20 protein-coding genes, 5 tRNA genes and 1 pseudogene are annotated in these 24110 nt (G+C 71.9%); 11 read left to right on the top strand and 15 right to left on the bottom strand.

The annotated features are described in order from the left end of the window. Positions 1-37 precede the first annotated feature (37 nt). A complete protein-coding gene (locus ACIBTU_RS28960; RefSeq protein ID WP_399129465.1) occupies positions 38-1882 on the top strand; it encodes an HSP90 family protein in 1845 nt (614 codons plus the stop codon). Continuing rightward, positions 1879-4593 (top strand): tetratricopeptide repeat protein, encoded by a 2715-nt coding sequence (locus tag ACIBTU_RS28955; RefSeq protein WP_399129463.1) that lies wholly within the window; start codon positions 1879-1881, stop codon positions 4591-4593. The genes ACIBTU_RS28960 and ACIBTU_RS28955 overlap by 4 nt, the downstream gene beginning before the upstream one ends. 43 nt (positions 4594-4636) lie before the next feature. Here the strand turns inward: ACIBTU_RS28955 and ACIBTU_RS28950 are convergent, their stop codons facing one another. Then, positions 4637-6355, bottom strand: a complete 1719-nt coding sequence (locus ACIBTU_RS28950; protein WP_399129462.1) for a DAK2 domain-containing protein — start codon at positions 6353-6355, stop codon at positions 4637-4639. 233 nt (positions 6356-6588) lie between these two features. On the opposite strand from ACIBTU_RS28950, the gene rpmB reads away from it, so the two are divergent. From rpmB to ACIBTU_RS28930, 4 genes and pseudogenes are all read left to right on the top strand, one after another. Beyond that, positions 6589-6774 carry a 50S ribosomal protein L28 gene (gene rpmB, locus ACIBTU_RS28945; protein WP_015036441.1) on the top strand — a complete coding sequence of 62 codons (186 nt, stop codon included), beginning with the start codon at positions 6589-6591 and terminating at the stop codon, positions 6772-6774. Positions 6775-6929: 155 nt separating this feature from the next. Next, a pseudogene (locus tag ACIBTU_RS28940) lies at positions 6930-7556 on the top strand (BTAD domain-containing putative transcriptional regulator); the annotation flags it as partial. Between the two features lie 772 nt (positions 7557-8328). Next, positions 8329-9939 carry an ATP-binding protein gene (locus ACIBTU_RS28935; RefSeq protein WP_399129461.1) on the top strand — a complete coding sequence of 537 codons (1611 nt, stop codon included), beginning with the start codon at positions 8329-8331 and terminating at the stop codon, positions 9937-9939. 159 nt (positions 9940-10098) lie between these two features. Next, positions 10099-11448 carry an FAD-dependent monooxygenase gene (locus tag ACIBTU_RS28930; RefSeq protein WP_399129614.1) on the top strand — a complete coding sequence of 450 codons (1350 nt, stop codon included), beginning with the start codon at positions 10099-10101 and terminating at the stop codon, positions 11446-11448. On the opposite strand, the gene thiD is transcribed toward ACIBTU_RS28930, so the two are convergent. Both thiD and ACIBTU_RS28920 read right to left on the bottom strand, forming a co-directional pair. Continuing rightward, a complete protein-coding gene (gene thiD / locus ACIBTU_RS28925) occupies positions 11400-12284 on the bottom strand; it encodes a bifunctional hydroxymethylpyrimidine kinase/phosphomethylpyrimidine kinase (RefSeq protein WP_399129460.1) in 885 nt (294 codons plus the stop codon). The genes ACIBTU_RS28930 and thiD overlap by 49 nt on opposite strands. Then, the gene (locus tag ACIBTU_RS28920; RefSeq protein WP_399129459.1) at positions 12281-13345 is read right to left on the bottom strand and encodes a thiamine-phosphate kinase; all 1065 of its coding nucleotides are present in this window, start codon (positions 13343-13345) and stop codon (positions 12281-12283) included. Before ACIBTU_RS28920 ends, thiD begins: the two co-directional genes overlap by 4 nt. Before the next feature lie 290 nt (positions 13346-13635). Here ACIBTU_RS28920 and ACIBTU_RS28915 point away from each other — a divergent pair, with 290 nt between their 5' ends. Next, entirely contained in the window at positions 13636-13869 is a 234-nt protein-coding gene (locus tag ACIBTU_RS28915) for an Lrp/AsnC family transcriptional regulator (protein ID WP_037933238.1), read from the top strand. A gap of 20 nt (positions 13870-13889) precedes the next feature. Next, a complete protein-coding gene (locus ACIBTU_RS28910; RefSeq protein WP_399129613.1) occupies positions 13890-14387 on the top strand; it encodes a DUF3515 domain-containing protein in 498 nt (165 codons plus the stop codon). A 490-nt stretch (positions 14388-14877) separates the two neighbouring features. Here ACIBTU_RS28910 and ACIBTU_RS28905 read toward each other — a convergent pair whose 3' ends face one another. The 3 genes from ACIBTU_RS28905 to ACIBTU_RS28895 are packed head-to-tail and all read right to left on the bottom strand — an operon-like array spanning position 14878 to position 17909. After that, on the bottom strand, positions 14878-16056 hold the full coding sequence (locus ACIBTU_RS28905; RefSeq protein ID WP_399129458.1) for a D-alanine--D-alanine ligase family protein: 1179 nt from the start codon (positions 16054-16056) through the stop codon (positions 14878-14880). A 57-nt stretch (positions 16057-16113) separates the two neighbouring features. Continuing rightward, complete coding sequence (locus ACIBTU_RS28900; protein ID WP_399129457.1) at positions 16114-17124, bottom strand: NAD(P)H-dependent glycerol-3-phosphate dehydrogenase; 1011 nt, start codon at positions 17122-17124, stop codon at positions 16114-16116. Continuing rightward, positions 17121-17909 (bottom strand): lysophospholipid acyltransferase family protein, encoded by a 789-nt coding sequence (locus tag ACIBTU_RS28895; protein ID WP_399129456.1) that lies wholly within the window; start codon positions 17907-17909, stop codon positions 17121-17123. The genes ACIBTU_RS28900 and ACIBTU_RS28895 overlap by 4 nt, the downstream gene beginning before the upstream one ends. A 183-nt stretch (positions 17910-18092) precedes the next feature. Between ACIBTU_RS28895 and cofC the strand changes: the two genes are divergently transcribed. After that, positions 18093-18728, top strand: a complete 636-nt coding sequence (gene cofC, locus ACIBTU_RS28890) for a 2-phospho-L-lactate guanylyltransferase (protein WP_399129455.1) — start codon at positions 18093-18095, stop codon at positions 18726-18728. A 24-nt stretch (positions 18729-18752) separates the two neighbouring features. Beyond that, positions 18753-18956: a hypothetical protein gene (locus tag ACIBTU_RS28885; protein WP_399129454.1), complete on the top strand. Its 204-nt coding sequence runs from the start codon at positions 18753-18755 to the stop codon at positions 18954-18956. Positions 18957-19066: 110 nt separating this feature from the next. Here ACIBTU_RS28885 and ACIBTU_RS28880 read toward each other — a convergent pair whose 3' ends face one another. From ACIBTU_RS28880 to leuC, 4 genes are all read right to left on the bottom strand, one after another. Then, positions 19067-19753 (bottom strand): HU family DNA-binding protein, encoded by a 687-nt coding sequence (locus ACIBTU_RS28880; RefSeq protein WP_399129453.1) that lies wholly within the window; start codon positions 19751-19753, stop codon positions 19067-19069. Between the two features lie 131 nt (positions 19754-19884). Beyond that, positions 19885-20124 carry a hypothetical protein gene (locus ACIBTU_RS28875; protein ID WP_188336650.1) on the bottom strand — a complete coding sequence of 80 codons (240 nt, stop codon included), beginning with the start codon at positions 20122-20124 and terminating at the stop codon, positions 19885-19887. A gap of 311 nt (positions 20125-20435) precedes the next feature. Next, positions 20436-21029, bottom strand: coding sequence for a 3-isopropylmalate dehydratase small subunit (leuD, locus tag ACIBTU_RS28870; RefSeq protein ID WP_399129452.1), 594 nt, complete (start codon positions 21027-21029; stop codon positions 20436-20438). Between the two features lie 6 nt (positions 21030-21035). After that, positions 21036-22460, bottom strand: a complete 1425-nt coding sequence (gene leuC, locus ACIBTU_RS28865; protein ID WP_399129451.1) for a 3-isopropylmalate dehydratase large subunit — start codon at positions 22458-22460, stop codon at positions 21036-21038. Between the two features lie 190 nt (positions 22461-22650). Here leuC and ndgR point away from each other — a divergent pair, with 190 nt between their 5' ends. Continuing rightward, on the top strand, positions 22651-23367 hold the full coding sequence (gene ndgR, locus ACIBTU_RS28860) for an IclR family transcriptional regulator NdgR (RefSeq protein WP_187742582.1): 717 nt from the start codon (positions 22651-22653) through the stop codon (positions 23365-23367). Between the two features lie 167 nt (positions 23368-23534). Here the strand turns inward: ndgR and ACIBTU_RS28855 are convergent. The 5 genes from ACIBTU_RS28855 to ACIBTU_RS28835 form a co-directional block, all read right to left on the bottom strand. Then, positions 23535-23607 (bottom strand) — tRNA-Glu (locus ACIBTU_RS28855). A 42-nt stretch (positions 23608-23649) separates the two neighbouring features. Continuing rightward, a tRNA-Gln gene (locus ACIBTU_RS28850) sits at positions 23650-23721 on the bottom strand. Positions 23722-23752: 31 nt separating this feature from the next. Further along, positions 23753-23825, bottom strand: a tRNA-Glu gene (locus ACIBTU_RS28845). 63 nt (positions 23826-23888) lie between these two features. Further along, a tRNA-Glu gene (locus ACIBTU_RS28840) sits at positions 23889-23961 on the bottom strand. A gap of 42 nt (positions 23962-24003) precedes the next feature. Next, positions 24004-24075, bottom strand: a tRNA-Gln gene (locus ACIBTU_RS28835). Positions 24076-24110: the final 35 nt, after the last annotated feature.

The following is a 24110-nucleotide window of genomic DNA, read 5'->3' as shown; positions in this document are numbered from 1 at the left end:
CCGCGCCGTCGCCCGTCCCCCCACCGGCGCAGCGACGATGGATTCCCAGACTTCACAGAGTTCACAGACGTCCCCGGGCGCGCAGGCGCCGCACACCTTCCAGGTCGACCTGCGTGGTCTGGTCGACCTCCTCTCCCATCACCTGTACTCCAGCCCCAAGGTCTACCTGCGCGAACTGCTCCAGAACGCGGTGGACGCGATCACCGCCCGCCGCGCCGAGCAGCCCGGCTCCCCCGCCACGGTGCGGCTGTCCGCCGGGTCCGGGTCGCTGCGTGTGGAGGACTCCGGCATCGGTCTGTCCGAGGCGGACGTGCACAGTCTCCTGGCGACGATCGGCCGCAGTTCCAAGCGCGACGACGGTCTGGAGTCGGCCCGCGCGGATTTCCTCGGGCAGTTCGGCATCGGGCTGCTCGCGTGCTTCGTGGTCGCCGAGCGCATCCGTGTGGTGAGCCGCAGCGCGCGGACGCCCGACGCGCCTCCGGTCGAGTGGACGGCGCGCGACGACGGCTCGTACACGGTGCGCACGCTGCCGGACGCGGCACGTCCCGAGCCCGGCACGACGGTGCATTTGGAGGCCCGCGCGGGTGCGGCGGAGTGGCTGGACGAGGAGCGGGTGCTGTCCCTGGCCCGGGACTTCGGCTCGCTGCTGCCGTACGACGTGCGGGTGGGCGACGCAGCCGTGACGGACCTTCCGGCCGTGTGGGACCGGGAGCACGCGAGTCCGGCCGCCCGCCGGGTCGCCCTGGCGGGCCACTGCCGTGAGGTCTTCGGCTTCACGCCGCTCGACTCGATCGACCTGGAGGTGCCGCTCGCCGGTGTCCGGGGCGTCGCGCACGTGCTGCCGCAGGCGGTCAGTCCCGCGCAGCGCGCGAGCCACCGGGTGCACCTGAAGGGCATGCTGCTCACCGAGCGCGCCGATCAGCTGCTGCCCGACTGGGCGTTCTTCGTGCGCTGTGTCATCGACACGGACAGCCTGCGCCCGACGGCGTCGCGCGAGTCGCTGTACGACGACGAGACGCTGGCCGCCGTGCGGGAGGCTCTGGGCGAGCGCATCCGGGAGTGGCTGACCTCGCTGGCGGCGGGTTCCCCGGAGCGGCTGTCGGCCTTCCTCTCCGTGCATCACCTGGGGGTCAAGTCCCTGGCGCGGCACGACAAGGAGATGCTGCGGACGATGCTTCCGTGGCTGCCGTTCGAGACGACGGACGGGCATCTCTCTCTGGAGGAGTTCGCGCAGCGCCACCCGGTCGTGCACTTCACGCGCACCGTGGAGGAGTACCGGCAGGTCGCTCCGATCGCGTCGGCGCAGGGCATCGGGGTGGTCAACGGCGGTTACACGTATGACGCCGATCTGGTCGAGGCGCTGCCGTCCGTACGTCCGGGGACGGCGGTCGCCGAGCTGGACGCGGAGACGGTCACCGCGCATCTCGACGCCGTGGACCCGGCGGAGGAGCTGGCCCTGGCGGGCTTCCTCGCGGCCGCGCGGGCCAAGCTCGATCCGCTGGGCTGCGACGTGGCCCTGCGGGCCTTCCATCCGCTGACGGTGCCGGCGCTGCACCTGGACGACCGTGCGGCCCGGCACGAGCAGGCCCGCGCGGAGGCGGAGGCCCAGGCCGACGACCTGTGGGCGGGCATTCTCGGCTCGCTGCGCGGCAGCGCGCCGCGCGCGCGTCTGGTGCTCAACCACCTCAACCCGCTGATCCGCAGGGTGAGTTCGCTCGCCGACCCGGAGTTGATCGGCACGGCGGCGGAGGCCCTGTACGGGCAGGCGCTGCTGATGGCGCAGCGCCCGCTGCGTCCCGCCGACTCCGCGCTCCTCAACCGTTCGTTCATCGGCCTCCTGGAGTGGGCCACGCACCCCGGCACCGGAAAGGACCCCCGATGAGCGCGACCATGGATCTGGACGCCCTGCGGCACGCGATGGCGGAGAACGCGGCGCAGCCGGAGGGGCCCGCGCGGGGCGCCCGCGCGGAGGTGCTGCTCGCCGAGGCGGAGAAGCTCGCTGTCCCGCTGGGCGTCATCGAGGCGCTCAGCCACCAGCTGCAGATGTACAACTACAGCTCGGAGAAGGACAAGATGTTCGTCCCCTTCGCGCGTCTGCTGCGCATGTGGGACGAGCACCCGGAGGACTTCGACAGCTACGAGGCGCACTCGTTGCACTGGGTCTTCAAGTGGATGACGAACGGAATGCTGAACCAGCCGCACGTCCCGCTCGCCTCCATAGAGAAGTGGCTCGGCGAGATGGACCACCGCTACAAGGTGGCGGGCCATTCCGAACGGGCCGTCCGGATGAGCGAGTTCTACGTCGCCGACCACCTGGGCGACGAGGAGCGCGCCACGCGCGCGTACGACGCGTGGCTGGCGGCGGACCGTGACGACAAGGCCGACTGCCACGCCTGTGAGCTGAACGGCCAGGGGGCGCGTCAGGCGGATCTGCGCCATGACGAGCGGGCCCTCGAGCTGTGGGGCCGCGTCCTGGCGGGCGAGCTGACGTGCGCCCATGAGCCGCACGCCGCGCTGGCCTCGTCGCTGCTGCCGCTGCTGCGGCTGGGGCGTCCCGAGGAGGCGCGGGCCAACCATCTGCGGGGGCTGCGTCTGGTGCGGCAGATGGAGTCGATGCGGGGCGCGTTCGCGTCGCACGTCGAGTTCTGCGCCCTGACGGGCAACGAGGCGCGGGCCCTGGAGCTGCTCGCGGAGCGGCCCGCGTACTTCACGGACAGCGGCGATCCGCAGGGCCTGAAGAACTTCCTGGCGGTGACGGCCCTGGTCATGGACCGGCTGGTCACACTGGGCCTGGGTGAGCAGCGGGTGCCGGGTCCGGCCGGGCGCGACTGGACGGCGGCCGAACTCGCCGTGCACGCGCGCGGGGAGGCACTCGCGGTCGCCGCGCGCTTCGACGCGCGCAACGGCACGGACGTGGTGAGCCGGCGGGTGCGGGAGCGCATGGACCAGCGGCCGCTGGTGGAGCGGCTCCCGCTGGGCGTGCGTGTCACTCGCCCGTCGGTCACCGTGCCCGTGGCGCCGGCCGCTCCGGCGGACACGCGGCCGCGGGACGCCGCGTCCCTGGTCGCGGAGGCCCGGCGGCTCTCGGCGGCCACAGGAGGCCCTCTGACGGCCCGTGCCTGGGCCGCTGCCGCGCGTGCGGCGCAGGACGAGAGCCTGGAGCTCACGGTCCGCGACCAGGCGGAGATCGCCGACTACGCGGCGATCCACTCCGACGACACCGTCGGGGGCTTCGACCACGCGGCCGCGCTGTTCGAGGAGGCGGGCGATCCGGCGGAGGCCCGTGCGGCACGCGCGCGTGGCGCGTTCGCGCTGGCCCGCGCGGGACGCCTGGACGAGGCGCGTGCGGCGATCCGGGAGCCGTACGAGCAGGTGGTGCTCGACGGGTTCGCGGAGCTGGCCGCGGAGTCGGCCAGGCCGGTGACGGCCGTGCTGACGAGCCGGGCGCGCATCCTGCTGATGGGGCACGCCGGGGACGAGGACATCGCGGCCGCCGAGGCGTGCGTACGGGATCTGCTGGCCCTCGCCGAACGGTTCGAGGACGTGCCGCGTCTCGCCTCCCAGGCGGCCTCCGCGCGGGCGATGCTCGGTGACATCGCGGTGCACCGTGGTGACGACGAGGGGGCGCGCGCCCTGTACGAGGGCGCGGTGGAGGCGCATCTGGCGGCGGAGCGGCCGTGGGCGGCCGTGGACTGCGACATGCGGCTGGCCGGTCTCGCCCGGGAGCGGGGCGACCTCGACGAGGGCGCGCGCCGGCTGCGGGCGGCCCTGGAGCACGGTGCGGGTGCCCTGGAGCCGCACGATGTCGCGCAGCTGCAGCTCCAGTTGGCAGAGATCCTCGCGGCCGGTGGCGACGCGCGGGCCGCGTCGGAGCATGCCCTCGAGGCGACGCACTGGGCCGACGAGGTGGGTGACGGCGCCGGGCTCGGCGCCTGGGCCCGCTTCCAACTGGGCGGCCACCTTCTGGGCCAGGACCGGCACGCGGAGGCGGCCGAGGTCCTGGAGTCGGCGCTGCTCGACCTGACGTCGGACGATCACGGCGACGGGGCGATCGTGCAGGCCCGCTGGTGGCTCGGTGACTGCGCCCGCGCCCTGGGCGAGCACCTGCAGTCCGCCGAGGCGTGGCTGAAGGCGGCCGAGCTGGCCCAGCACTGGCCCGAGCAGCGCGACCACGCGATGCTCGCGAATCTCGCCGCCGACGCGCTGGACCGGGCCGGCCGGCCCGAGGACGCCGACCGCGCGTACGTGCGCGCGGGCGAGCTGTGGGCTTCGCTGGGGCAGACGGGCGCGGTGGTGCGCTGCCTCCGCGCGCGTGCCTGGCTGGACTCCGCCGACGCCGACGCCGAGCGCGCCTGCATGGAGGCCGCGATCGCCGCGTGTGAGGCGGCCCTGTCCGACGCCGACGACGACGACCGTGAGCTCCTGCTCTCCGAACTGGGCCACACGCACCGCCAGTTCGCGCAGCTCCTGAGCCGCAGGGACGCCCCGGACACGGAGGAGCAGTTGGAGCGAGCGGCGGCGGCGTTCGAGGCGGCCGGGGACGAGGAGGCCCGGGACGAGGCACGGGAGACCCTGGAGGCGCGCCGGGGGTAGACCTCGTCCGGGACCGCGGCCATCGGCCGACGAGGAGGGCTCGCTACTCGACGCCGATGAGCAGCAGCGCCGACTGCCGGCCGCCCCGGTACACGACCGTGTCGACGGCCAGGTAGGTCTCGCGGACGTGCTGTTCGAGGCTCTCGGCGACCTCGTCGGGGACCTCGTCGCCGAGGACCAGGGTGACGAGTTCCCCGCCGGCCGCGAGCATCCGGTCCAGGACCGTGCGGGCGGTGGCCGGGACCTCGCTGCCGATGACGGCCACGTCGCCCTCGATGAGACCGAGGACGTCGCCGGCCTGGCAGATCCCGGCCATGGTCCACGACTGCCGTTCCGCGACGGTCAGTTCGCCGTAGCGGGTCGCACCGGCGGCCGAGGTCATCGCGACGACGTCCTCGTCGAAGCGCCGGTCGGGCTCGTGCACGGCGAGCGCGGCGATGCCCTGGACCGCGGACCGGGTCGGGATCAGGGCGACTCGTACGCCCTCGGAGCGGGCCTGCTCCGCCGCCGCGGCCGCGGTGTGGCGCAGCTCCGCGTCGTTCGGCAGCAGCACCACCTCGCGCGCGTGGGCGCGGCGGATCGCGTCGACGAGCTCCCCGCTCGCGGGCGGTTCGCCGGGCCGGTCCGGAACGGTGGTCGCACCGGCCTCCGCGTAGAGCCCGGCCAGTCCGTCGCCCGGCACCACGGCCACGACGGCCCGCTGTGCCCGCTCACGGGCCGGCGTGGCGCCACCGCCCGCGTGCGCGTCCCCGAGGCCGAAGTGGGTGATGCGGATGCGGTACGGGCGACCGGCCTCCACGCCGGCCTCCACGGCGGCTCCGGCGTCGTCGACATGGACGTGCACGTTCCACAAGCCGTCGCCGCCGACGACCACCAGGGAGTCGCCGAGGGCGTCGAGCCGGGTGCGCAGTCGCGCGACAGCGCTGTCCTCGGCCTCCAGGAGGTAGATCACCTCGAAAGCGGGTCCCGTGCCCCCGTGCTCCTCGGGGCAGTCGAGGGGGCCGCCCGCTCCCCCTTGGGTGTCGTCCGCGGCCCTGGGCGCCTTCTTGTGCTGCGGCGCCGCCTCTCCGGAGACGGCCTGGCTGAGCGCCCCCAGGACGGCGACGAGTCCACGCCCGCCCGCGTCCACGACACCTGCGGTGCGCAGGACGGCGAGCTGCTCCGGTGTCGCGTCGAGAGCCGCGCACGCGCCTTCATAGGCGGCGCGGACGACGGCCCCGCAGTCTCCCTCCACGAACGCGGCGGCGTCCGCGGCGGCCCGCGCCACGGTCAGCACCGTGCCCTCCACAGGGTGGGCGACCGCGTCCCGCGCGGAGTCCGCGGCTCTACGGAGGGCGAGACGCAGCGCCCGCGCATCGGCCCCGGCCTCGTGATCCGCGTCACTTACGCCGTCACCGGCGAGGACCTGGGCCATGCCGCGCAGCAGCTGGGCGAGGATCGTCCCCGAGTTCCCGCGCGCGCCGATCAGGGCGCCGTGCGCCATCGCGCGCATGACCTCGGTCAGGCTCGGGCCGGCCGGCTCCGGACCTGCTTCGAGCCCCGCGAAGACGGCCTCCACGGCCTGATGCGCGGACTCGACGGTCAGGTAGAGATTGGTGCCGGTGTCCCCGTCCGCGACCGGATACACGTTGATCGCGTCGATCTCCGCACGGTCGCGCCCGAGCGCCTCCAGGGCGAGTGAGCACCAGGCGCGCACCGCGACGACGTCGAGCACATGCGGCACCTGCGGCACCTGCGCCTCCTTGAACAGCTGGACTGGCATCGCAGCGTAGACCCCGCCGGAGTGCTCGTCAGGAAGAGGGCCGAGTCCACCCGGCCGGAGCAGCCTCCTGCCAGGTCATGGTAGTTTCGTTCTACCGAAGCAGCCGTTGTATGCTGCTCCGGTTGCCCGATATCCATCGGGCTCTCCCCTGGCACCGCCACTCAGATCCTCCGATCTCGATCCCGGCATGCCGGGATCAACCGTAAGTGCATCTGAAGTCTTTGGAGTGACCCGTGGCTGCCAACTGCGACGTCTGCGGCAAGGGGCCGGGCTTCGGCAACAACATTTCGCACTCGCACCGCCGTACGCCCCGTCGCTGGAACCCGAACATCCAGCGTGTGCGTGCAGTGGTCGGGCGGACGCCGAAGCGGCTCAACGTCTGCACCTCGTGCATCAAGGCCGGCAAGGTCTCGCGCTGACGTAACGCGTAGCGCGGCCACCTCGCTGGTTGCTTGAAAAAGCCGGTCCCCTCGGGGGCCGGCTTTTTCTTGTCCGCACGCGGGCACATCACCGGTCCCCGGCAAGATCCTCCGTCTCGGGCACGACTGTCAGTGGCGGCTGCGAGACTCTGCGCATGCGGTTCGGCATCCTCGGCCCTCTCGACGTGCGGGCCCCCGACGGAAGCCCTCTGGACCCCGGAGGGCCGCGTCCCCGTGCCCTGCTGACCCTGCTCCTGCTCGACGCGGGCCGGACCGTCTCCCCGGAGCGCCTGATCGACGGGCTCTACGGCGAGAATCCCCCGGCGAACGCGGCGAACGCGCTGCAGTCCCAGGTCTCACGGCTGCGCAAGCGGCTGGACCTGAAGATCGAGACGGGCCCCGCCGGATACCGGCTCGTGACCGACCGTGACGCGGTGGACGTGCACCGTTTCGAGCGCCTCGCGCGCAAGGGCGGCCAGGCCCTGGCATCCGGCGATCACGCGCGTGCGGCGGCGCTGCTCCGGGAGGGCCTCGCGCTGTGGCGCGGCCCGGCACCGGACGAGCTGCCGCGCCTCGCGGAGCTGCGGCTGACCGCCCTGCAGGATCGGATCGCCGCCGACCTCGCCTTGGGCGCGGGCCCGGACCTGATCGCCGAGATCCGTGAGCTGCTGGCCCGGCATCCGCTGAGCGAGCGGCTGTACGCCCTGTTGATGCGCGCACTGCACGCGGCGGACCGTCCCGCGGAGGCGCTGGCCGCGTACGAGGAGGCGCGGAGCGTCCTCGCGGAGGAGCTCGGCGCCGATCCGTCGGCGGAGCTCTCGGCCCTCCACCTGGAGCTGCTGCGAGGAGGGGAGCCGCAGCGGCAGCGGGGTGTGCCCGCGCAGCTGACGCGGTTCGTGGGGCGGGCCGAGGAGCTGACCCGGATCGACGAGCTGCTGGCGGGGGCCCGGCTCGTCACACTGACGGGTCCCGGTGGCGCGGGCAAGACACGGCTGGCCATGGAGGCGGCCCGGCCCCGCCCCGACGTCTGCTACGTGGAGCTGGCCCCGCTCGCCGACGGCGCGCAGATCCCGTACGCCGTGCTCACCGCCCTCGGCGTCCGCGAAGGGTTGCGGGGGCCGCAGAGCGCGGACGCGACCGAGCGGTTGATCGCCGTGCTGGAGGAGCGCACACCGCTGCTGGTGTTCGACAACTGCGAGCACGTCGTCGAGGGCGCGGCCCGCGTGGCGGGGCTGCTGCTGGGCGCCTGCCCTGGCGTGCGGATCCTGGCGACGAGCCGGGAGGCCCTGGGGATCACCGGCGAGGCGCTGTGCCCGGTGCCGCCACTGGCGGCGGGTCCCGCGGCTCAGCTCTTCCGGGACCGGGCGGCGACCGTGCGCCCCGACTTCGACGCGGCCGCGGAGGACCCCGCGCGCGTGGCGGCGATCGACGGCATCTGTGCGGCGCTGGACGGACTCCCTCTCGCCATCGAGCTGGCGGCCGCCCGGCTGCGCACCCTGACGGTGGAGGAGCTGGCGGAGCGGCTCGGCGACCGGTTCCGGGTCCTGTCGCGCGGTGACCGCACCAAGGCCCCCCGGCACCGCAACCCTGCGCGCGGTCGTCGAGTGGAGCTGGGAGCTGCTCGACGCCGAGGAGCGCGATCTTGCGTGCCGGCTGACGGTCTTCAGCGGCGGCGGGCTCTCCGGCGGCGCGACGCTGGACGCGGTGGAGTCCGTGTGCGGCATCGCCTACCCGGAGGATCTTCTGGCCTCGCTCGCCGAGAAGTCGTTCCTGGACGCGTCCGACGGGCGCTACGGAATGCTGGAGACGATCCGCGCCTTCTGCGCCGAGCAGGTGCCGGACGAGACGCTCGCCACGTTGAAGGACGCCCACGCCGCGTACTACCTGCGTCTCGCGGAGCAGGCCGAGCCCTTGCTGCGCGGCGGGGAGCAGCTTCCCTGGCTGAGCCGGCTCTCCGCCGAGCGCGACGATCTGGACGCGGCCCTGCGCCACCTGGTGCGCAGCGCGCCGGAGGACGGACTGAGGCTGATGGCGGCCCTGTCCTGGTTCTGGCGGCTGCACGGCCTGGCCGGTCAGCGCGTCGGGCTCGCCCGCGAGCTCCTGGACGCGGTGGGTCCGACGCCGCCGCCCGGACTCGACGAGGAGTACGCCCTCTGCGGGCTCAACGCGGTGACGGGTGACGACGACGAGCGGCTCGTACGGGCGGACCGGGTACTGGCCACGATCGACCGGCAGCTGCGCCTCCCCTTCACCGTGGTCCTGTGGACACTGGCGGTCGGCCCCGAGCGCTCGCAGGACGAGCGGGTGCGCGCCCAGGTCGGCGACGACGCCTGGGGCCAGGCGCTGCTGGCCGTCGGACTCGGCTTCCAGGAGCAGTTCGCGGGCCGGCCGACGGCGTCCGAGGCCCTGTTCGCCCGGGCCCTGGAAGGGTTCCGGGCCTGCGGCGACCGCTGGGGCATGGCCAACTCCCTGGACCAGTTGGGCCTGTACGCGGACTGGCGTGGGGAGCGGGCGCGCGCCCTGGAGCTGATCGACGAGGCGCTCACCTACGCGCGCGAACTGGCGGCACCGGAGGAGACGGCCGATCTGCTGTGCCGACGGGGCACGGTTCTGCTGCGCAGCGGGCGGCACGCGGAAGCCGCGGTGGACTTCGCGCGGGCGGCCGAGCTGGCGCGTGGCATCGGCGCGCACGACAAGGTGGCGGGTGCCCACTGGGGCCTGGGCGACGCCGCCCGCCTCGCCGGGGACATGGCGGGGGCCCGCGCCCACTACGAGTCCGCTCTCGAGACGAGCGCCCGGTCCTGGTACAGCGTCGGCCAGACCGTGCGCATCTTCCTCGGCCTGGGCCGGACGGCGCTGGCCGAGGGGCGCGCGGACGAGGCCGACGACTGGTTCCGCCAGGCCGGGACGCTGTCGACCGGGGGTCAGACACAGCAGCTCGAACTGGCGGAGGTGGCCGAGGCGCTGGCGGCCCGGGCTGCCGAACCGGAGCAGGCCGCGACGCTGCTCGGCGCTGCGTCGGCCCTGCGCGGGCAGCTGATCGTGGACGACCCCGACGTGACGCCCGTCGAGCGGCGGATCCGGCGGCTGCTCGCCCCCGACACGTTCAAGAAGGCCTTCGAGCTCGGCAGCGCTCTGCGCGAGGCGGCCGTTCGCGAGGCGTGAGGCGCGCGGGCCACCTGGCAGTGGGCTCTGTCACGCGCCGTCGAGGAGCGGGAATCGTGGCGCGGTCAGCGGTCGGTAAGGCACGGTCAGCCGACGGTAAGCGAACGGTAAGCGGCGAACCGCAAGCTCGGTGACATGACGAAGCAGACGCACACGACCATGACCGTGACCACGAACACGAACACGCAGACGACCACGACCTCCGCCTCGCTGTCCCACCTCGACGTCCTGGTCTCCGGCGCCAGCATCGCCGGCCCCGCGATCGCCTTCTGGCTCTCCCGCCAGGGCGCCCGGGTCACGGTCGTGGAGAAGGCACCGGCCCTGCGCGAGGGCGGCTTCGCGGTCGACTTCCGCGGGCACGTCCACCGCACCGTCCTCACCCGGATGGGCATCTGGGACGAGCTGCACCGCATCCAGACCGACATGGGCCGCCAGATCATCGTCGACGCGGACGGCAGCGAGCGGGTCGATCTGCCCGCGCACCTGATGAGCGGCGACGTCGAGGTCTTCCGCGGTGATCTCTCCAAGCTCCTGTACGAGCGCACCAAGGACTCGGTGGAGTACGTCTTCGGCGACTCGATCGCCTCGATCACCGAGACCCCGGCCGGGGTGGACGTCACCTTCGACCACGGTGCTCCCCGCACGGTCGACCTGGTGATCGGCGCGGACGGCCTGCACTCGCACACGCGCCGGCTGGTGTTCGGCGACGAGTCCCGCTACCTGCGCTTCCTCGGGTACTACGTCGCGGGGTTCGACATGCCCAACCACCTGGGCCTGGACCGCACCGCACGGCTGTACACGGAGCCGGGACGCACGGCGATGATCAGCAACTACGACGGGGATCAGGATCGGGCGGGCGCGGCTGTCGTGTTCAGCTCCGAGGAGCTCACGTACGACCGCAAGGACGCCACGGAGCAGAAGCGGATCGTCGCGGAGAAGCTGCGCGGGCTCGCGTGGCCGCACGTGGAGCAGATGCGCGAGGCGCTCGATCAGGCGGACGACCTGTACTTCGACGCCATCGCCCAGATCCACATCGACCGGCTGTCCAAGGGGCGGGTGATCCTGCTCGGCGACGCCGGGCACGGGGCGACCATGGGCGGCATCGGTACCGGCACGGCGCTGGTGTCGGCCTATGTCCTGGCGGGCGAGCTGGTCGCGGCGCGCGGCGACCACCGCACGGCCTTCGCGGCCTTCGAGGCGGAGATCACGCAGTACGCGAAGGGCTGCCAGAAGACGTCCGGGAATGCGGGCCCGTTCCTGGCGCCGCCCACCGAGAAGAAGATACGCAGCCGCGACCGGGCGTACCGGATGCTCAGTTCGCGTCTGCTGGCCGGTGTCTTCAAGCGCATCACGGAGAAGGCAGCCAGCAATCTGGCGCTGAAGGACTACGTCCTGTCCGCGGAGCCGGCCTCCCTGCACGCACCCGGCCCGGCGCCGATGCCGGCTCCGGAGAGAACGACTCAGGCGTCCGTGCCGCGCCCGACCGGCGTGGACAGCCGCCACCCGTGATCCACGGGGCCGATCCCGCCGCCCAGAGCGAAGCCGGCGGCGATCGCCCCGGTCACGTACTCCTTGGCGGCCCGCACCGCCTCGGGCACCGACTGCCCCTTGGCCAGCTGCGCGGCGATCGCGGAGGCGAGGGTGCAGCCCGTGCCGTGGGTGTGCCGGTTGTCGAGGCGCGGGGCCCGCAGCCAGTGCTCTTGCACCCCGTCCGTCAGCAGATCGACCGCCTCGTCGGATCCCCCGGCGAGGCCCGTACCCGAAGAGGAGGCCTCATGACCCAGATGTCCGCCCTTGATGACCACCCAGCGCGGCCCGTAGGCGAGCACGGCGTCGGCGGCGCGGCGCATGCCGTCCTCCGACTCGACATGGATCCCGGTGAGTTGGGCCACCTCGTCGAGGTTCGGGGTCGCCACCGTGGCGGTCGGCAGGAGCTTGGTGCGGACGGCGTCCAGGGCCGTCGCGGCGAGCAGCGCGTCGCCGTGCTTGGACACGCCGACGGGGTCGACGACCACGGGCGCGTCCGTGCCGGCGAGCAAGTCGGCGACGCATTCGACGAGTTCGGGCGAGGCGAGCATGCCGGTCTTGACGGCCTGGACGCCGATGTCGTCGACGACGCTGCGGTACTGGGCACGCACCGCGTCCACGGGGAGCTCCCAGGCTCCCTGGACGCCGAGCGAGTTCTGGGCGGTGACGGCGGTGATCACGCTCATGCCGTGGGTGCCGAGGGCGAGCATCGTCTTGAGGTCGGCCTGGATGCCGGCCCCGCCGCCGGAGTCGGACCCGGCGACGGTCAGGACGCGTACGGGGCTGGGGTGCGCCGGGGCCGCTTCGGGGGCGGTCACGACTCGATCTCCCCGCCGAATCCGCCGAGGCCGCCGGAGCCGCCCGGACCGCCGGAGCCGTTCGCACCGCCGAGGCCGTTGCCCGGGCCGCCGCCCGTGGTGGGGTCGTCGCCGAAGTGGTCCCAGCCGCCCTTGCTGGTCCAGGGGGCTCCGTCGACGGTCACCTGGGGCAGTGCGGAGGGGTTGAGGACCTCGCCGATGACCTTCCAGCGGGCCGGGAGCTTCACGTCGGGCGGGAAGGTGGCCACGATGGCGTGGTCCTCGCCGCCGGTGAGCACCCACTGCAGGGGGTCGACGCCGACGGCCTGGCCGATGTCGTTCATCTGCGAGGGGACGTCGACCTTGCCGGACTTGATGTCGATGCGGACCTTGCTCGCCTCCGCGATGTGGCCGAGGTCGGCGATGAGGCCGTCGCTGACGTCGCACATGGCGGTGGCGCCGAGTCCGGCCGCGGCGGGGCCCGCGTGGTACGGCGGCTCGGGGCGGCGGTGGGCCTCCACGAAGGCGCGCGGGGAGCGGAAGCCGCGGGACAGCACGGCGTACCCGGCGGCGGACCAGCCGAGCCAGCCGGTGACGGCCACGACGTCGCCGGGCTGTGCGCCGGCGCGGGTCACGGGCTCGTGGTTGCGCAGGTCGCCGAGTGCGGTGATGGCGACGGTGATGGTGTCGCCGCGGACGACGTCGCCGCCGACCACCGCGGCGCCGGCGACCTGGCACTCGTCGCGCAGGCCGTCCATCAGTTCCGACGGCCAGGAGGCGGGCAGTTCCGCGGGGACGACGAGGCCGAGCAGCAGCGCGGTGGGCACGGCGCCCATCGCGGCGATGTCGGCCAGGTTCTGGGCGGCTGCCTTGCGGCCGACGTCGTACGCGGTGGACCAGTCGCGCCGGAAGTGCCGGTTCTCCAGCAGGATGTCCGTGCTGGCGACGACGCGGCGGTCCGGCGCCGCGACCACGGCGGCGTCGTCGCCCGGCCCGACGCGGACGGCCGGGGTGGTGGTGAGCCGCGAGGTCAGTTCTCGGATGAGCCCGAACTCCCCCAGCTCGCCGACGGTGCCCTTCATGCGCGTACTGCCCCTTCCGCCCGGGTCCGCCGGCGGTCGACGGGGCCTTGTGCCCCGGACCGCGCGAGGTCGCGGGCCGTCCTTGTCATGGGTACGGTTTCTGTCACGGGCTTGCCCGCTGTTTCCGTCACGGTTTCCGTCACGAGCCCGCCTTCTCGATCCCTGTGTGCTTGCCGCGCGTACACGGTGGGTACGCCACAGACGCCCCGGGTCTCCCCGCGAGGAGCGGCGACGCGATACCGTGGCGTCCCTTCTCCCCACATGATCCTCGTGGTCGCCCTGGAGGTTCCGTGGTACAGGCGTACATCCTGATTCAGACCGAAGTAGGCAAGGCGTCGACTGTCGCCGAGCTGATCGGGAAGATTCCAGGAGTCATTCAGGCCGAGGATGTCACCGGCCCCTATGACGTCATCGTGCGGGCTCAGGCCGACACGGTCGACGATCTGGGGCGCATGGTGGTCGCCAAGGTCCAGCAGGTGGACGGCATCACCCGCACCCTGACCTGCCCGGTCGTCCACCTGTAGCCCCCGTCTACCCTGTGCCGGTGAACTCTTTCCGTCACCGGCGCCGTCTTCTCGTCGGGCTCCCCGCCCTGTCACTGCTGTTCGTCGCCGTTTCGGGCTGTGCTTCAACGGATGACACGCCCGAGGTGCCGGTTCCCAAGCCGGACGCGAAGGTCACCGGGCTGTGCCGGAATCTGCACGAACTGCTGCCGCAGAAGATCGACGGACTCGAGCGCAACGATCCCGAGCCGCGCTCCGAGCTGACCGCGGCGTGGGGAAGCCCGGCGATCATACTGCGCTGTGGCGTGGCGTGGCCTGACGCGGTCCTGAAGAAGGACAGCATGCCCGCGACGGTCGACGGGGTCGAGTGGATCGTCGAGGAGCTGAAGGACGGCTCGCAGCGGATGACGACGGGGTCGCGTCTGGCGTACGTCGAGGTGACGATACCCAAGGACCAGGTCGCGCAGGGGGGCGCGGGCCCGCTGGTGGACCTGGCTGCGCCCGTCAAGAAGGCGATCCCCAAGGGGATCGCCGACTGAAGCACCCCGACCCGCCACTCCCCCGCCGGGACCTGAGGCCGTGACTACCTAAGGGCGTGACGACCTAAGGGCGTGAGGCCCTGAGGACGTGACCGTCTGAGGCCGTGACCGTCTGAGGCCGTGACGGTCTGAGGGCGCGAGACCCTGAGGGCGCGACGGCCTGAGGGCGTGAGGCCCTGAGGGCGTGAGACCCTGAGGGCATGACGGCCTAAGGGCGCGAGGCCCTGAGGACATGACGGCCTAAGGGCGTGAGGCCCTCAGGAGCTGCCGCACGGAGTGCGCATCTCCAGGGGCACGGGCCGGTGACATCAGCGGCTCCGTCGCGGCGCGCGACAAGCCCCCGCCGCCCCGCGGACAAGCACCGATGCGGACGGGACGGGCCCCGCCCTCCCTCAGCGCAGGGCTGCCCCCGGAGAGGCGGGCCGGCGACATTCGCCGGCCCGCACGCCCTGACTCGCCCCGCCCCGCGATCCCCGCCCCGGCCGGAGGCCTAGCGCAGGCCCGTCGAGCGGCGCAGGGCCGCTTCGAGGAGGCGGTCGACGAGCTCCGGGTAGCTGACGCCGGACTCCTGCCACATCCGGGGGTACATGGAGATGGGCGTGAAGCCGGGCAGGGTGTTGATCTCGTTGATGACGAACTCGCCGTCCTCCGTGAGGAAGAAGTCCGCCCGGACGATCCCCTCACAGGACACCGCGTCGAACGCGGCGACGGCCAGCCGCTGGACCTCGGCGGTCTCCTCGTCGGTCAGCGGCGCGGGCACGATGCCGGCCGCCGAGTCGATGTACTTCGCCTCGAAGTCGTAGAAGTCGTGCGACTGCACGGGCGGGATCTCGGCGGGGAGCGAGGCGCGCGGGCCGTCCTCGAACTCGAGGACGCCGCACTCGATCTCGCGGCCGACGAGCCCCGCCTCGACGATGACCTTGGGGTCGTGGGCGCGAGCGGTCTCGATGGCCTCGTCGAGGCCATCGAAGGAGTCGATCTTGGTGATGCCGATCGAGGAGCCGGCGCGGGCGGGCTTGATGAACAGCGGCCAGCCCTGCTCGCCCACGAAGTCGGCGATGCGGCGGCGGGCGCCCTCCTGGTCGTTCTCCCACTCGCGGGGGCGGATCACCAGGTAGGGGCCGACCTTGAGACCGAAGGAGGTGAAGATGCGCTTCATGTACTCCTTGTCCTGGCCGACGGCCGAGGAGAGCACACCACAGCCGACGTACGGGGTGCCGGACAGGTCCAGGAGACCCTGGATCGTGCCGTCCTCGCCGTAGGGGCCGTGCAGCACGGGGAAGACCACGTCGACGTCGCCGAGGACCTTGGGCACGGAGCCCGGCTCGTTGTAGACGACCTCGCGGGAGGCCGGGTCGACGGGGAGGACCACGCCGCCCTCGGGCGACTCGGCCAGGTCGGCGACGTCCGGCACCTTGCGGTCGGCGATGGCCATCCGCTCCGGGTCGTCCGAGGTCAGCGCCCAGCGGCCCTCGCGCGTGATGCCGATGGGCAGCACGTCGTACTTGGACCGGTCGATGGCGCGCAGCACGGCGCCCGCCGTGACGACGGAGACACCGTGCTCGGAGCTGCGGCCGCCGAAGACGACGGCCACGCGCGGCTTCTGCCCGCTCGACGAAACGCCCGACAGGGCGGATGCGGGGCTCTGGGGGAGGTTCTCGCTGCTCATATCGCGTTGAGCGTACCTGCTGGTAGTTCGAGAGTCAGCGCCCGCAACGGCCGTCGCTCAGCGTCGTTCGGGCTTGGCGGAGCGCGACATGAGCTCCTTCAGGGCGACGACCGGCGGCTTCCCCTCGTGGACGATGCCGACGACGGTCTCCGTGATGGGCATGTCGACGCCGTGGCGGCGCGCCAGGTCGAGCACGGACTCGCAGGACTTGACGCCCTCGGCGGTCTGCTTGGTGACCGCGATGGTCTCCTCGAGCGTCATGCCCTTGCCGAGGTTGGTGCCGAAGGTGTGATTGCGCGAGAGCGGCGAGGAGCAGGTGGCGACGAGGTCGCCGAGGCCCGCGAGCCCGGAGAAGGTCAGCGGGTCGGCGCCCAGCGCGACGCCGAGGCGCGCGGTCTCGGCGAGGCCGCGGGTGATCAGCGAGCCCTTCGTGTTGTCCCCGAGGCCCATGCCGTCGGCGATGCCGACGGCGAGCCCGATGACGTTCTTGACCGCTCCGCCGAGCTCGCAGCCGACCACGTCCGTCTCGGTGTAGGGCCTGAAGTACGGGGTGTGACAGGCGACTTGGAGACGCTGTGCGACCGCTTCGTCACGGCAGGCGACGACCGCGGCGGCCGGCTGGCGGGCGGCGATCTCGCGGGCGAGGTTGGGGCCGGTGACGATCGCGACGCGGTCCTCGCCGACCTTGGTGACGTCCTCGATGACCTCGCTCATCCGCATGGCGGAACCGAGCTCGACGCCCTTCATCAGTGAGACGAGGACGGTGTCGGGGGCGAGGAGCGGCGTCCAGGCGGCGAGGTTGCCACGCAGGGTCTGCGAGGGCACGGCGAGGACGGTGAAGTCGGCGCCGGCGGCGGCCTCGGCCGCGTCGGTGGTCGCCCGCAGGTTCTCGGGGAGCTCGACGCCGGGCAGGTAATCCGGGTTGGTCCGCGTGGAGTTGACGGCCTCGGCGAGCTCGGCTCGGCGGCCCCAGAGGGTGACGTCGCACCCCGCGTCGGCGAGCACCATGCCGAAGGCCGTGCCCCACGAACCGGTGCCGAAGACGGCGGCCTTCACGGGTCGGGTCACTTCTCGCTCTCCTTGACGGCACGGCCGGACGCGGAGGCCGAACCCGCGCTGTCCGAACGGGACTTGCGGCGCTGCTCGATGCGCGCCTCACGCGGGTCGAAACGCTTCTCCGGGGCCGGCTCGCCGCGCAGCTCCGCGACGAGGGCGGTGATCGCGACCATGATCGCCTCGGTGGCCTCTTTCAGAAGCTCGGGCGTGATCTCCCGGTCGTAGTACGCGGAGAGATCGACGGGCTCACCGGCCAGCACGTGGTGCGTCTTGCGCGGGAAGAAATGCGGCTTCTTCGCGTACGGGGCGAGGGCCTCGGTGGCGCCCCACTGGCCGACGGGGACGACGGGGCATTTCGTCTGCAGGGCCACGCGGGCGACGCCGGTCTTGCCGATCATCGGCCACAGTTCGGGATCCCGGGTCAGCGTGCCCTCGGGATAGAAGGCGACGCACTCACCGCGCTCCACGGCGTCGATCGCGGCACGGAAGGCGCTCAGCGCGTTCGTGGACTCGCGATAGACGGGAATCTGCCCGGTGCCGCGCATGGCGGCTCCCACGAACCCCTTCTTGAAGAGGCCGTGCTTCGCGAGGAATCGCGGGACTCGTCCGGTGTTGTACTGGAAATGGGCGTACAGGAACGGGTCCAGATGGGAATTGTGGTTGACCGCGGTGATAAATCCGCCGTCCGCCGGAATGTGCTCCATTCCGCGCCAGTCCCGCTTGAACAGAACGACCAGTGGTGGTTTGCAGAGGACCGCGGCGAAGCGGTACCAGAAGCCGATTCTGCGGCGGGACACTCGGACACCTTCCTCTAGGACCTGGCAGGCGGTACCTGTCCGGGCCGCACAAGTGTCGCCCCAGGCCACCGGTCTGTCGAGAACACCGTACGCCCACCCGTCTCGCGCCACCGCCCTTGTGCGGACCTGTGCGCACCAGCGCTTTTCATCCACCACACGACGTGCACAGGTCACAATGGGCGGGTGCAGTGGACCCTGGTGATACCGCTGAAACCCCTGATGCGGGCGAAGAGCAGGCTGGCACCGGCCGCGGGGGACGCCCTGCGGCCCGGCCTCGCGCTCGCGTTCGCGCAGGACACGGTGGCCGCGGCGGCGGCCTGCGCGAGGGTCGGGGATGTGGTGGTCGTCACGGACGACGAGCGGGCCGGGGCCGCGCTCTCGGCGCTCGGCGCCCGCATTCTGCCCGACTCCCCCGGCGCCGGCCTCAACGCCGCGCTCGCGCACGGCGCCGCCGCCGTGCGCGCATGGCACCCCACGACCCCGATCGCGGCGCTCAACGCCGATCTGCCCGCGCTGCGCCCCGCCGAATTGGCGGAGGTGCTCGCCACGGCCGGTGCTTTTCCGCGGGCTTTTCTGCCGGATGCCGCCGGAATCGGTACGACGTTCCTGGCCGCGGGCCCGGGAAGGGAATTGCGGCCCGCATTCGGCGGCGCCTCGCGCGCTCGGCACACGGCCTCGGGGGCGGTGGAACTTTCGCCGGCCGGGGTCGATTCCGTGCGCCAGGACGTCGACACGGGTGAGGATCTGCGGGCCGCGCTGGCGCTCGGCGTGGGCCCGCACACGGCCCGGGCCACCGCGGGACTCCTGCTCGTGGACTGAGTACGCACTGAGTACGCTGCGGGTATGCAGGCCACCGCGTACACGTACGACTCCGAGTCCCGTTCCGGCAGCGTCCTTCTGGACGACGGCACCCCGGTGCCCTTCGACGCCGCCGCGTTCGACGCGGGCGGCCTGCGGCTGCTGCGTCCCGGCCAGCGGGTGCGCATCGAGACGGAGGGCGAGGCCGAGGCCCGCCGCATCACACTGGTGACCCTGCAGACCTTCTGAACCGCAGAACTTCTGGACCGCAGACCTTCTGAACTGCGCAAACGCCGCGGGCCGGACTCCCCTGACGGAGTCCGGCCCGGCGTGTGAGCAGCCCTGGGTGGCGTCGGCCCTTACTTCTTGCGGGCGGTGGCCTTCTTGGCGGTCGTCTTGCGCGCCGTCGACTTCTTGGCGGGCGCCTTCTTGGCCGTGGCCTTCTTGGCGGGCGCCGTCTTCTTGGCGGTGGCGGCCTTCTTGGCCGGAGCCGCCTTCTTGGCGGTCGTCTTCTTCGCGGCGGCCGTGGTCTTCTTGGCGGTCGCCGTGGCCTTCTTGGCGGTCGTCTTCTTCGCCGTCGTCTTCTTGGCGGTGGCGGCCTTCTTCGCGGCGGCCGTCGTCTTCTTCGCCGGCGTCGCCTTCTTGGCCGCCGCCTTCTTCGCGGCCGCGGTGGTCTTCTTGGCCGCGGCCTTCTTGACCGTCGCCGAAGCGCCGCCGGTCAGGCTGCCCTTGGGCGCCTTCTTGACCGCGACATCGTTCTTCGGGAGCTTCTTCGAACCCGCGACGAGGTCCTTGAAGCCCTGGCCCGCGCGGAACCGGGGCACGGACGTCTTCTTGACCCGGACGCGCTCACCCGTCTGCGGGTTACGGGCGTACCGGGCGGGGCGGTCGACCTTCTCGAACGAGCCGAAACCGGTGACCGAGACGCGGTCGCCGGCGACCACGGCACGGACGATGGCGTCGAGTACGGCGTCCACGGCGTCAGCGGCCTGCTGACGGCCGCCCACCTTGTCGGCAATCGCTTCTACGAGCTGCGCCTTGTTCACGTCTTCCCCTTCGGAGACATTGCCGGAACGAATCTCTTTCGGCCCGGCTTTTCGCACGTTAGGCAGATATATACCGCAAATCAAACGCGAAACGGGCTAATCACCCTTGTGCCGCAACGGACTCGACTGCCTCAGAGTTCTTCTTCGGTGGACGAACCCTCTTCGAAGTCGTCGAGGTCCGCCATGAATCGCTCCAGCCGCCTTGCCGCTCCGGCGAGATCGTGTTTGGCCGCGGCCGTAATGACCAGCAGCTTCCGGGTCAGCGCCATCCGTACGCCCTCCGGGACTTGCAGTGCGCGCACTCGGGAGTGCGCTTCCTTGAGCTGGTCCGCGACCGCCGTGTACAGCTGGAGTTGGCCGTCGTGTCCCATGCACAGATTGTGCCATCTGGGGCGAGTTGTCGCCTCCGCAGGGGGTAACTCCCGCGCCACAAGGGGCTTCTGGGTCCTCCGGTCGGCCCATCGCCGGATACGGCGCTCGAACCCTTGTTTTCGCCGAACACCCTTGCGGTTCAGGGGAGTTGAGCACGCCCGGAGGGCCTCGAACGGGCCCGTGGAGGGCTCCCGGGGCCGGACATGGAAGTACCCCCAACCGATGCTCGATTGGGGGTACGGGGCCCTTCAGATGTGGCCTGAATATGCCTTGCCCGGCAGCAGATCAGTCCGCCGCCGGGCCCAGAGGGTCAGCCCTGGATGGTCTGCGGCTTGAAGGAGGGGCGCTTCGCCTCGTAGGCGGCGATGTCCGGCTCGTTCTGCAGCGTGATGCTGATGTCGTCCAGACCGTTCAGCAGGCGCCAGCGGGAGTTCTCGTCGAGCTCGAACGGCGCGGTGACGCCCTCGGCGCGCACCTCGCACGCCTCGAGGTCGACCGTGATCTCGGCCTGGGGGTCCTTCTCGACCAGCGCCCAGAGCTCGTCCACGATCTTCTGGTCGAGGATGACGGTCAGCAGGCCGTTCTTCAGCGAGTTCCCGCGGAAGATGTCGGCGAAGCGGGAGGAGATGACGGCCTTGAAGCCGTAGTTCTGCAGCGCCCAGACGGCGTGCTCACGGGAGGAGCCGGTGCCGAAGTCGGGGCCGGCGACCAGGACGGTGGCGCCCTCGCGCTCCGGCCGGTTCAGCACGAACTCGGGGTCCTTGCGCCAGGCCTCGAACAGCCCGTCCTCGAACCCGTCCCGCGTGACCTTCTTGAGCCAGTGAGCAGGGATGATCTGGTCGGTGTCGACGTTGCTGCGGCGCAGCGGGACGGCCCGGCCGGTGTGCGTGGTGAATGCTTCCATGACTGATCAGACTCCAGCGGCGACGGGGGCGTCGGACAGGTCGGCGGGCGAGGCCAGGTGGCCCAGCACGGCGGTGGCGGCGGCGACCTGGGGCGAGACCAGGTGCGTACGGCCGCCCTTGCCCTGCCGGCCCTCGAAGTTGCGGTTGGACGTGGACGCGGAGCGCTCGCCGGGCGCGAGTTGGTCCGGGTTCATGCCCAGGCACATGGAGCAGCCCGCGTGCCGCCATTCGGCGCCGGCCTCCTTGAAGACCTTGTCCAGGCCCTCGGAGACGGCCTGCAGGCCGACCCGGGCGGAGCCGGGCACGATCAGCGCGCGCACACCGTCGGCGACCTTGCGGCCCTTGAGGATCTCGGCGGCGGCCCGCAGGTCCTCGATGCGGCCGTTGGTGCAGGAGCCTACGAAGACGGTGTCGACCTTGATGTCGCGCAGCGACTGGCCGGCCTCCAACCCCATGTACTCCAGGGCCTTTTCGGCGGCCAGGCGCTCCGAGGCGTCTTCGTACGAAGCGGGGTCGGGGACGTTCGCGGAAAGCGGGGCGCCCTGGCCCGGGTTGGTGCCCCAGGTGACGAACGGGGACAGCTCGTCGGCCTTGATGACGACCTCGGCGTCGAAGACCGCGTCGTCGTCCGACTTCAGCGTCTTCCAGTACGCGACCGCGGCGTCCCAGTCCTCGCCCTTGGGGGCGTGCTCGCGGCCCTCCAGGTAGGCGAAGGTGGTCTCGTCCGGGGCGATCATGCCCGCGCGGGCGCCGGCCTCGATCGACATGTTGCAGATGGTCATGCGGGCTTCCATCGACAGTTTCTCGATGGCGGAGCCGCGGTACTCCAGGACGTAGCCCTGGCCGCCGCCGGTGCCGATCCTCGCGATGATGGCGAGGATCAGGTCCTTGGCGGTGACGCCGTCGGGCAGCTCGCCGTCGACCGTGATGGCCATGGTCTTGGGGCGGGCCAGCGGCAGCGTCTGGGTGGCCAGCACGTGCTCGACCTGCGAGGTGCCGATGCCGAAGGCCAGGCCGCCGAAGGCGCCGTGCGTGGAGGTGTGGGAGTCGCCACAGACGACCGTCATGCCGGGCTGGGTCAGACCCAGCTGCGGGCCGACGACGTGGACGACGCCCTGCTCGACGTCGCCCAGGGAGTGCAGGCGCACGCCGAACTCGGCGGCGTTCTTGCGCAGCGTCTCCAGCTGGACCCGGGAGACCGGGTCGGCGATGGGCTTGTCGATGTCGAGGGTCGGGGTGTTGTGATCCTCGGTGGCGATGGTGAGGTCGAGCCGCCGCACCCGGCGGCCACCCTTGCGGAGGCCGTCGAAGGCCTGCGGGCTGGTCACCTCGTGCAGCAGGTGCAGATCGATGAAGAGGAGGTCGGGCTCGCCCTCGGCGCGCCGGACGACGTGGTCGTCCCAGACCTTCTCCGCGAGTGTCCTACCCATCGCTTTCCCTCCGGCCGGCTCGGTGTGCCGGCACCACTAGAGATTCGGATCGCCTTCGCCCGTACCCCTCGTACCGGACGCCGACGGCCGGGCCCCGTTCTGTCCCGCGGGGCCGGTGTGAGATCCAGAGTGGCAAGTTCCACGGAAAATTGAACTTGCGTTTCACAGAGTGAGACGGGAGTATCGACGCATGGACAACAGTAGCGGCGTCGGCGTTCTGGACAAGGCAGCCCTTGTCCTCAGCGCCCTGGAGTCCGGACCCGCGACCCTTGCTGGGCTCGTCGCGGCCACCGGACTGGCAAGACCGACGGCCCACCGCCTGGCGGTGGCCCTGGAGCACCACCGCATGGTGGCGCGTGACATGCAGGGTCGATTCATTCTCGGCCCGCGCCTGTCGGAGCTCGCGGCGGCGGCCGGCGAGGACCGCCTGCTCGCGACCGCGGGCCCCGTCCTGACGCACCTGCGGGACGTCACGGGCGAGAGCGCGCAGCTCTACCGCCGCCAGGGCGACATGCGCATCTGCGTCGCCGCGGCGGAGCGTCTGTCCGGCCTCAGGGACACGGTCCCGGTCGGTTCGACGCTCACCATGAAGGCGGGCTCCTCCGCCCAGATCCTGATGGCCTGGGAGGAGCCGGAGCGCCTGCACCGTGGCCTGCAGGGCGCCCGCTTCACGGCGACGGCCCTGTCGGGCGTCAGGCGCCGCGGCTGGGCCCAGTCGATCGGTGAGCGGGAGCCGGGCGTCGCGTCCGTCTCCGCGCCCGTACGCGGCCCCTCCAACCGTGTCGTGGCCGCCGTGTCGGTCTCCGGCCCCATCGAGCGCCTGACCCGCCACCCGGGCCGGATGCACGCCCAGGCCGTGATCGACGCCGCGGGCCGCCTCTCCGAGGCCCTGCGCCGCTCCGGCTGACGCGCCCGCTCCGGCCGATCCACAACCTGCTCCGTCTTTCCGCCCGTTCCCCGGCCGGTCGCTTCAACGCCGCAGCGACCGGCCGGAGTTGTACGGGCCTCACCGCACTCGGAGGAACGAGGAGAGGCCCTTCCCGACGTATCGGGAAGGGCCTCTGATCTTTCGCGTACCCCCGACCGGATTCGAACCGGCGCTACCGCCTTGAGAGGGCGGCGTGCTAGGCCGCTACACAACGGGGGCCTTGCGGATGCGAGATCCGCGGTTGCAGATAAGCTCTGCGAGCTGGCCTACCAGGACTCGAACCTAGAATGACGGTACCAGAAACCGTAGTGTTGCCAATTACACCATAGGCCATGGCGGTATAGACCAATCAGGTCTAGACCAGTACCCCCGACCGGATTCGAACCGGCGCTACCGCCTTGAGAGGGCGGCGTGCTAGGCCGCTACACAACGGGGGCCCTAGCGATCCTGGCATCAAGGTCGGCGGGAGCTACCCATACCGTCCTCACGAGAAGGATCTGTACCCCCGACCGGATTCGAACCGGCGCTACTGCCTTGAGAGGGCAGCGTGCTAGGCCGCTACACAACGGGGGCTTTGTGGATCTGGAATCCACGGTTGCAGATGAGCTCTGCGAGCTGGCCTACCAGGACTCGAACCTAGACTAACGGAACCAGAAACCGTCGTGCTGCCAATTACACCATAGGCCACCAAACCACAATCCCCGGGGGGATCTTGCTTGGCT

It is taken from the genome of Streptomyces sp. NPDC050145, from assembly GCF_044460245.1.
Lineage (GTDB): Bacteria > Actinomycetota > Actinomycetes > Streptomycetales > Streptomycetaceae > Streptomyces.
The sequence above is the reverse complement of the archived record's forward strand: the minus strand, read 5'-3'. Positions and strand labels throughout refer to the sequence as shown.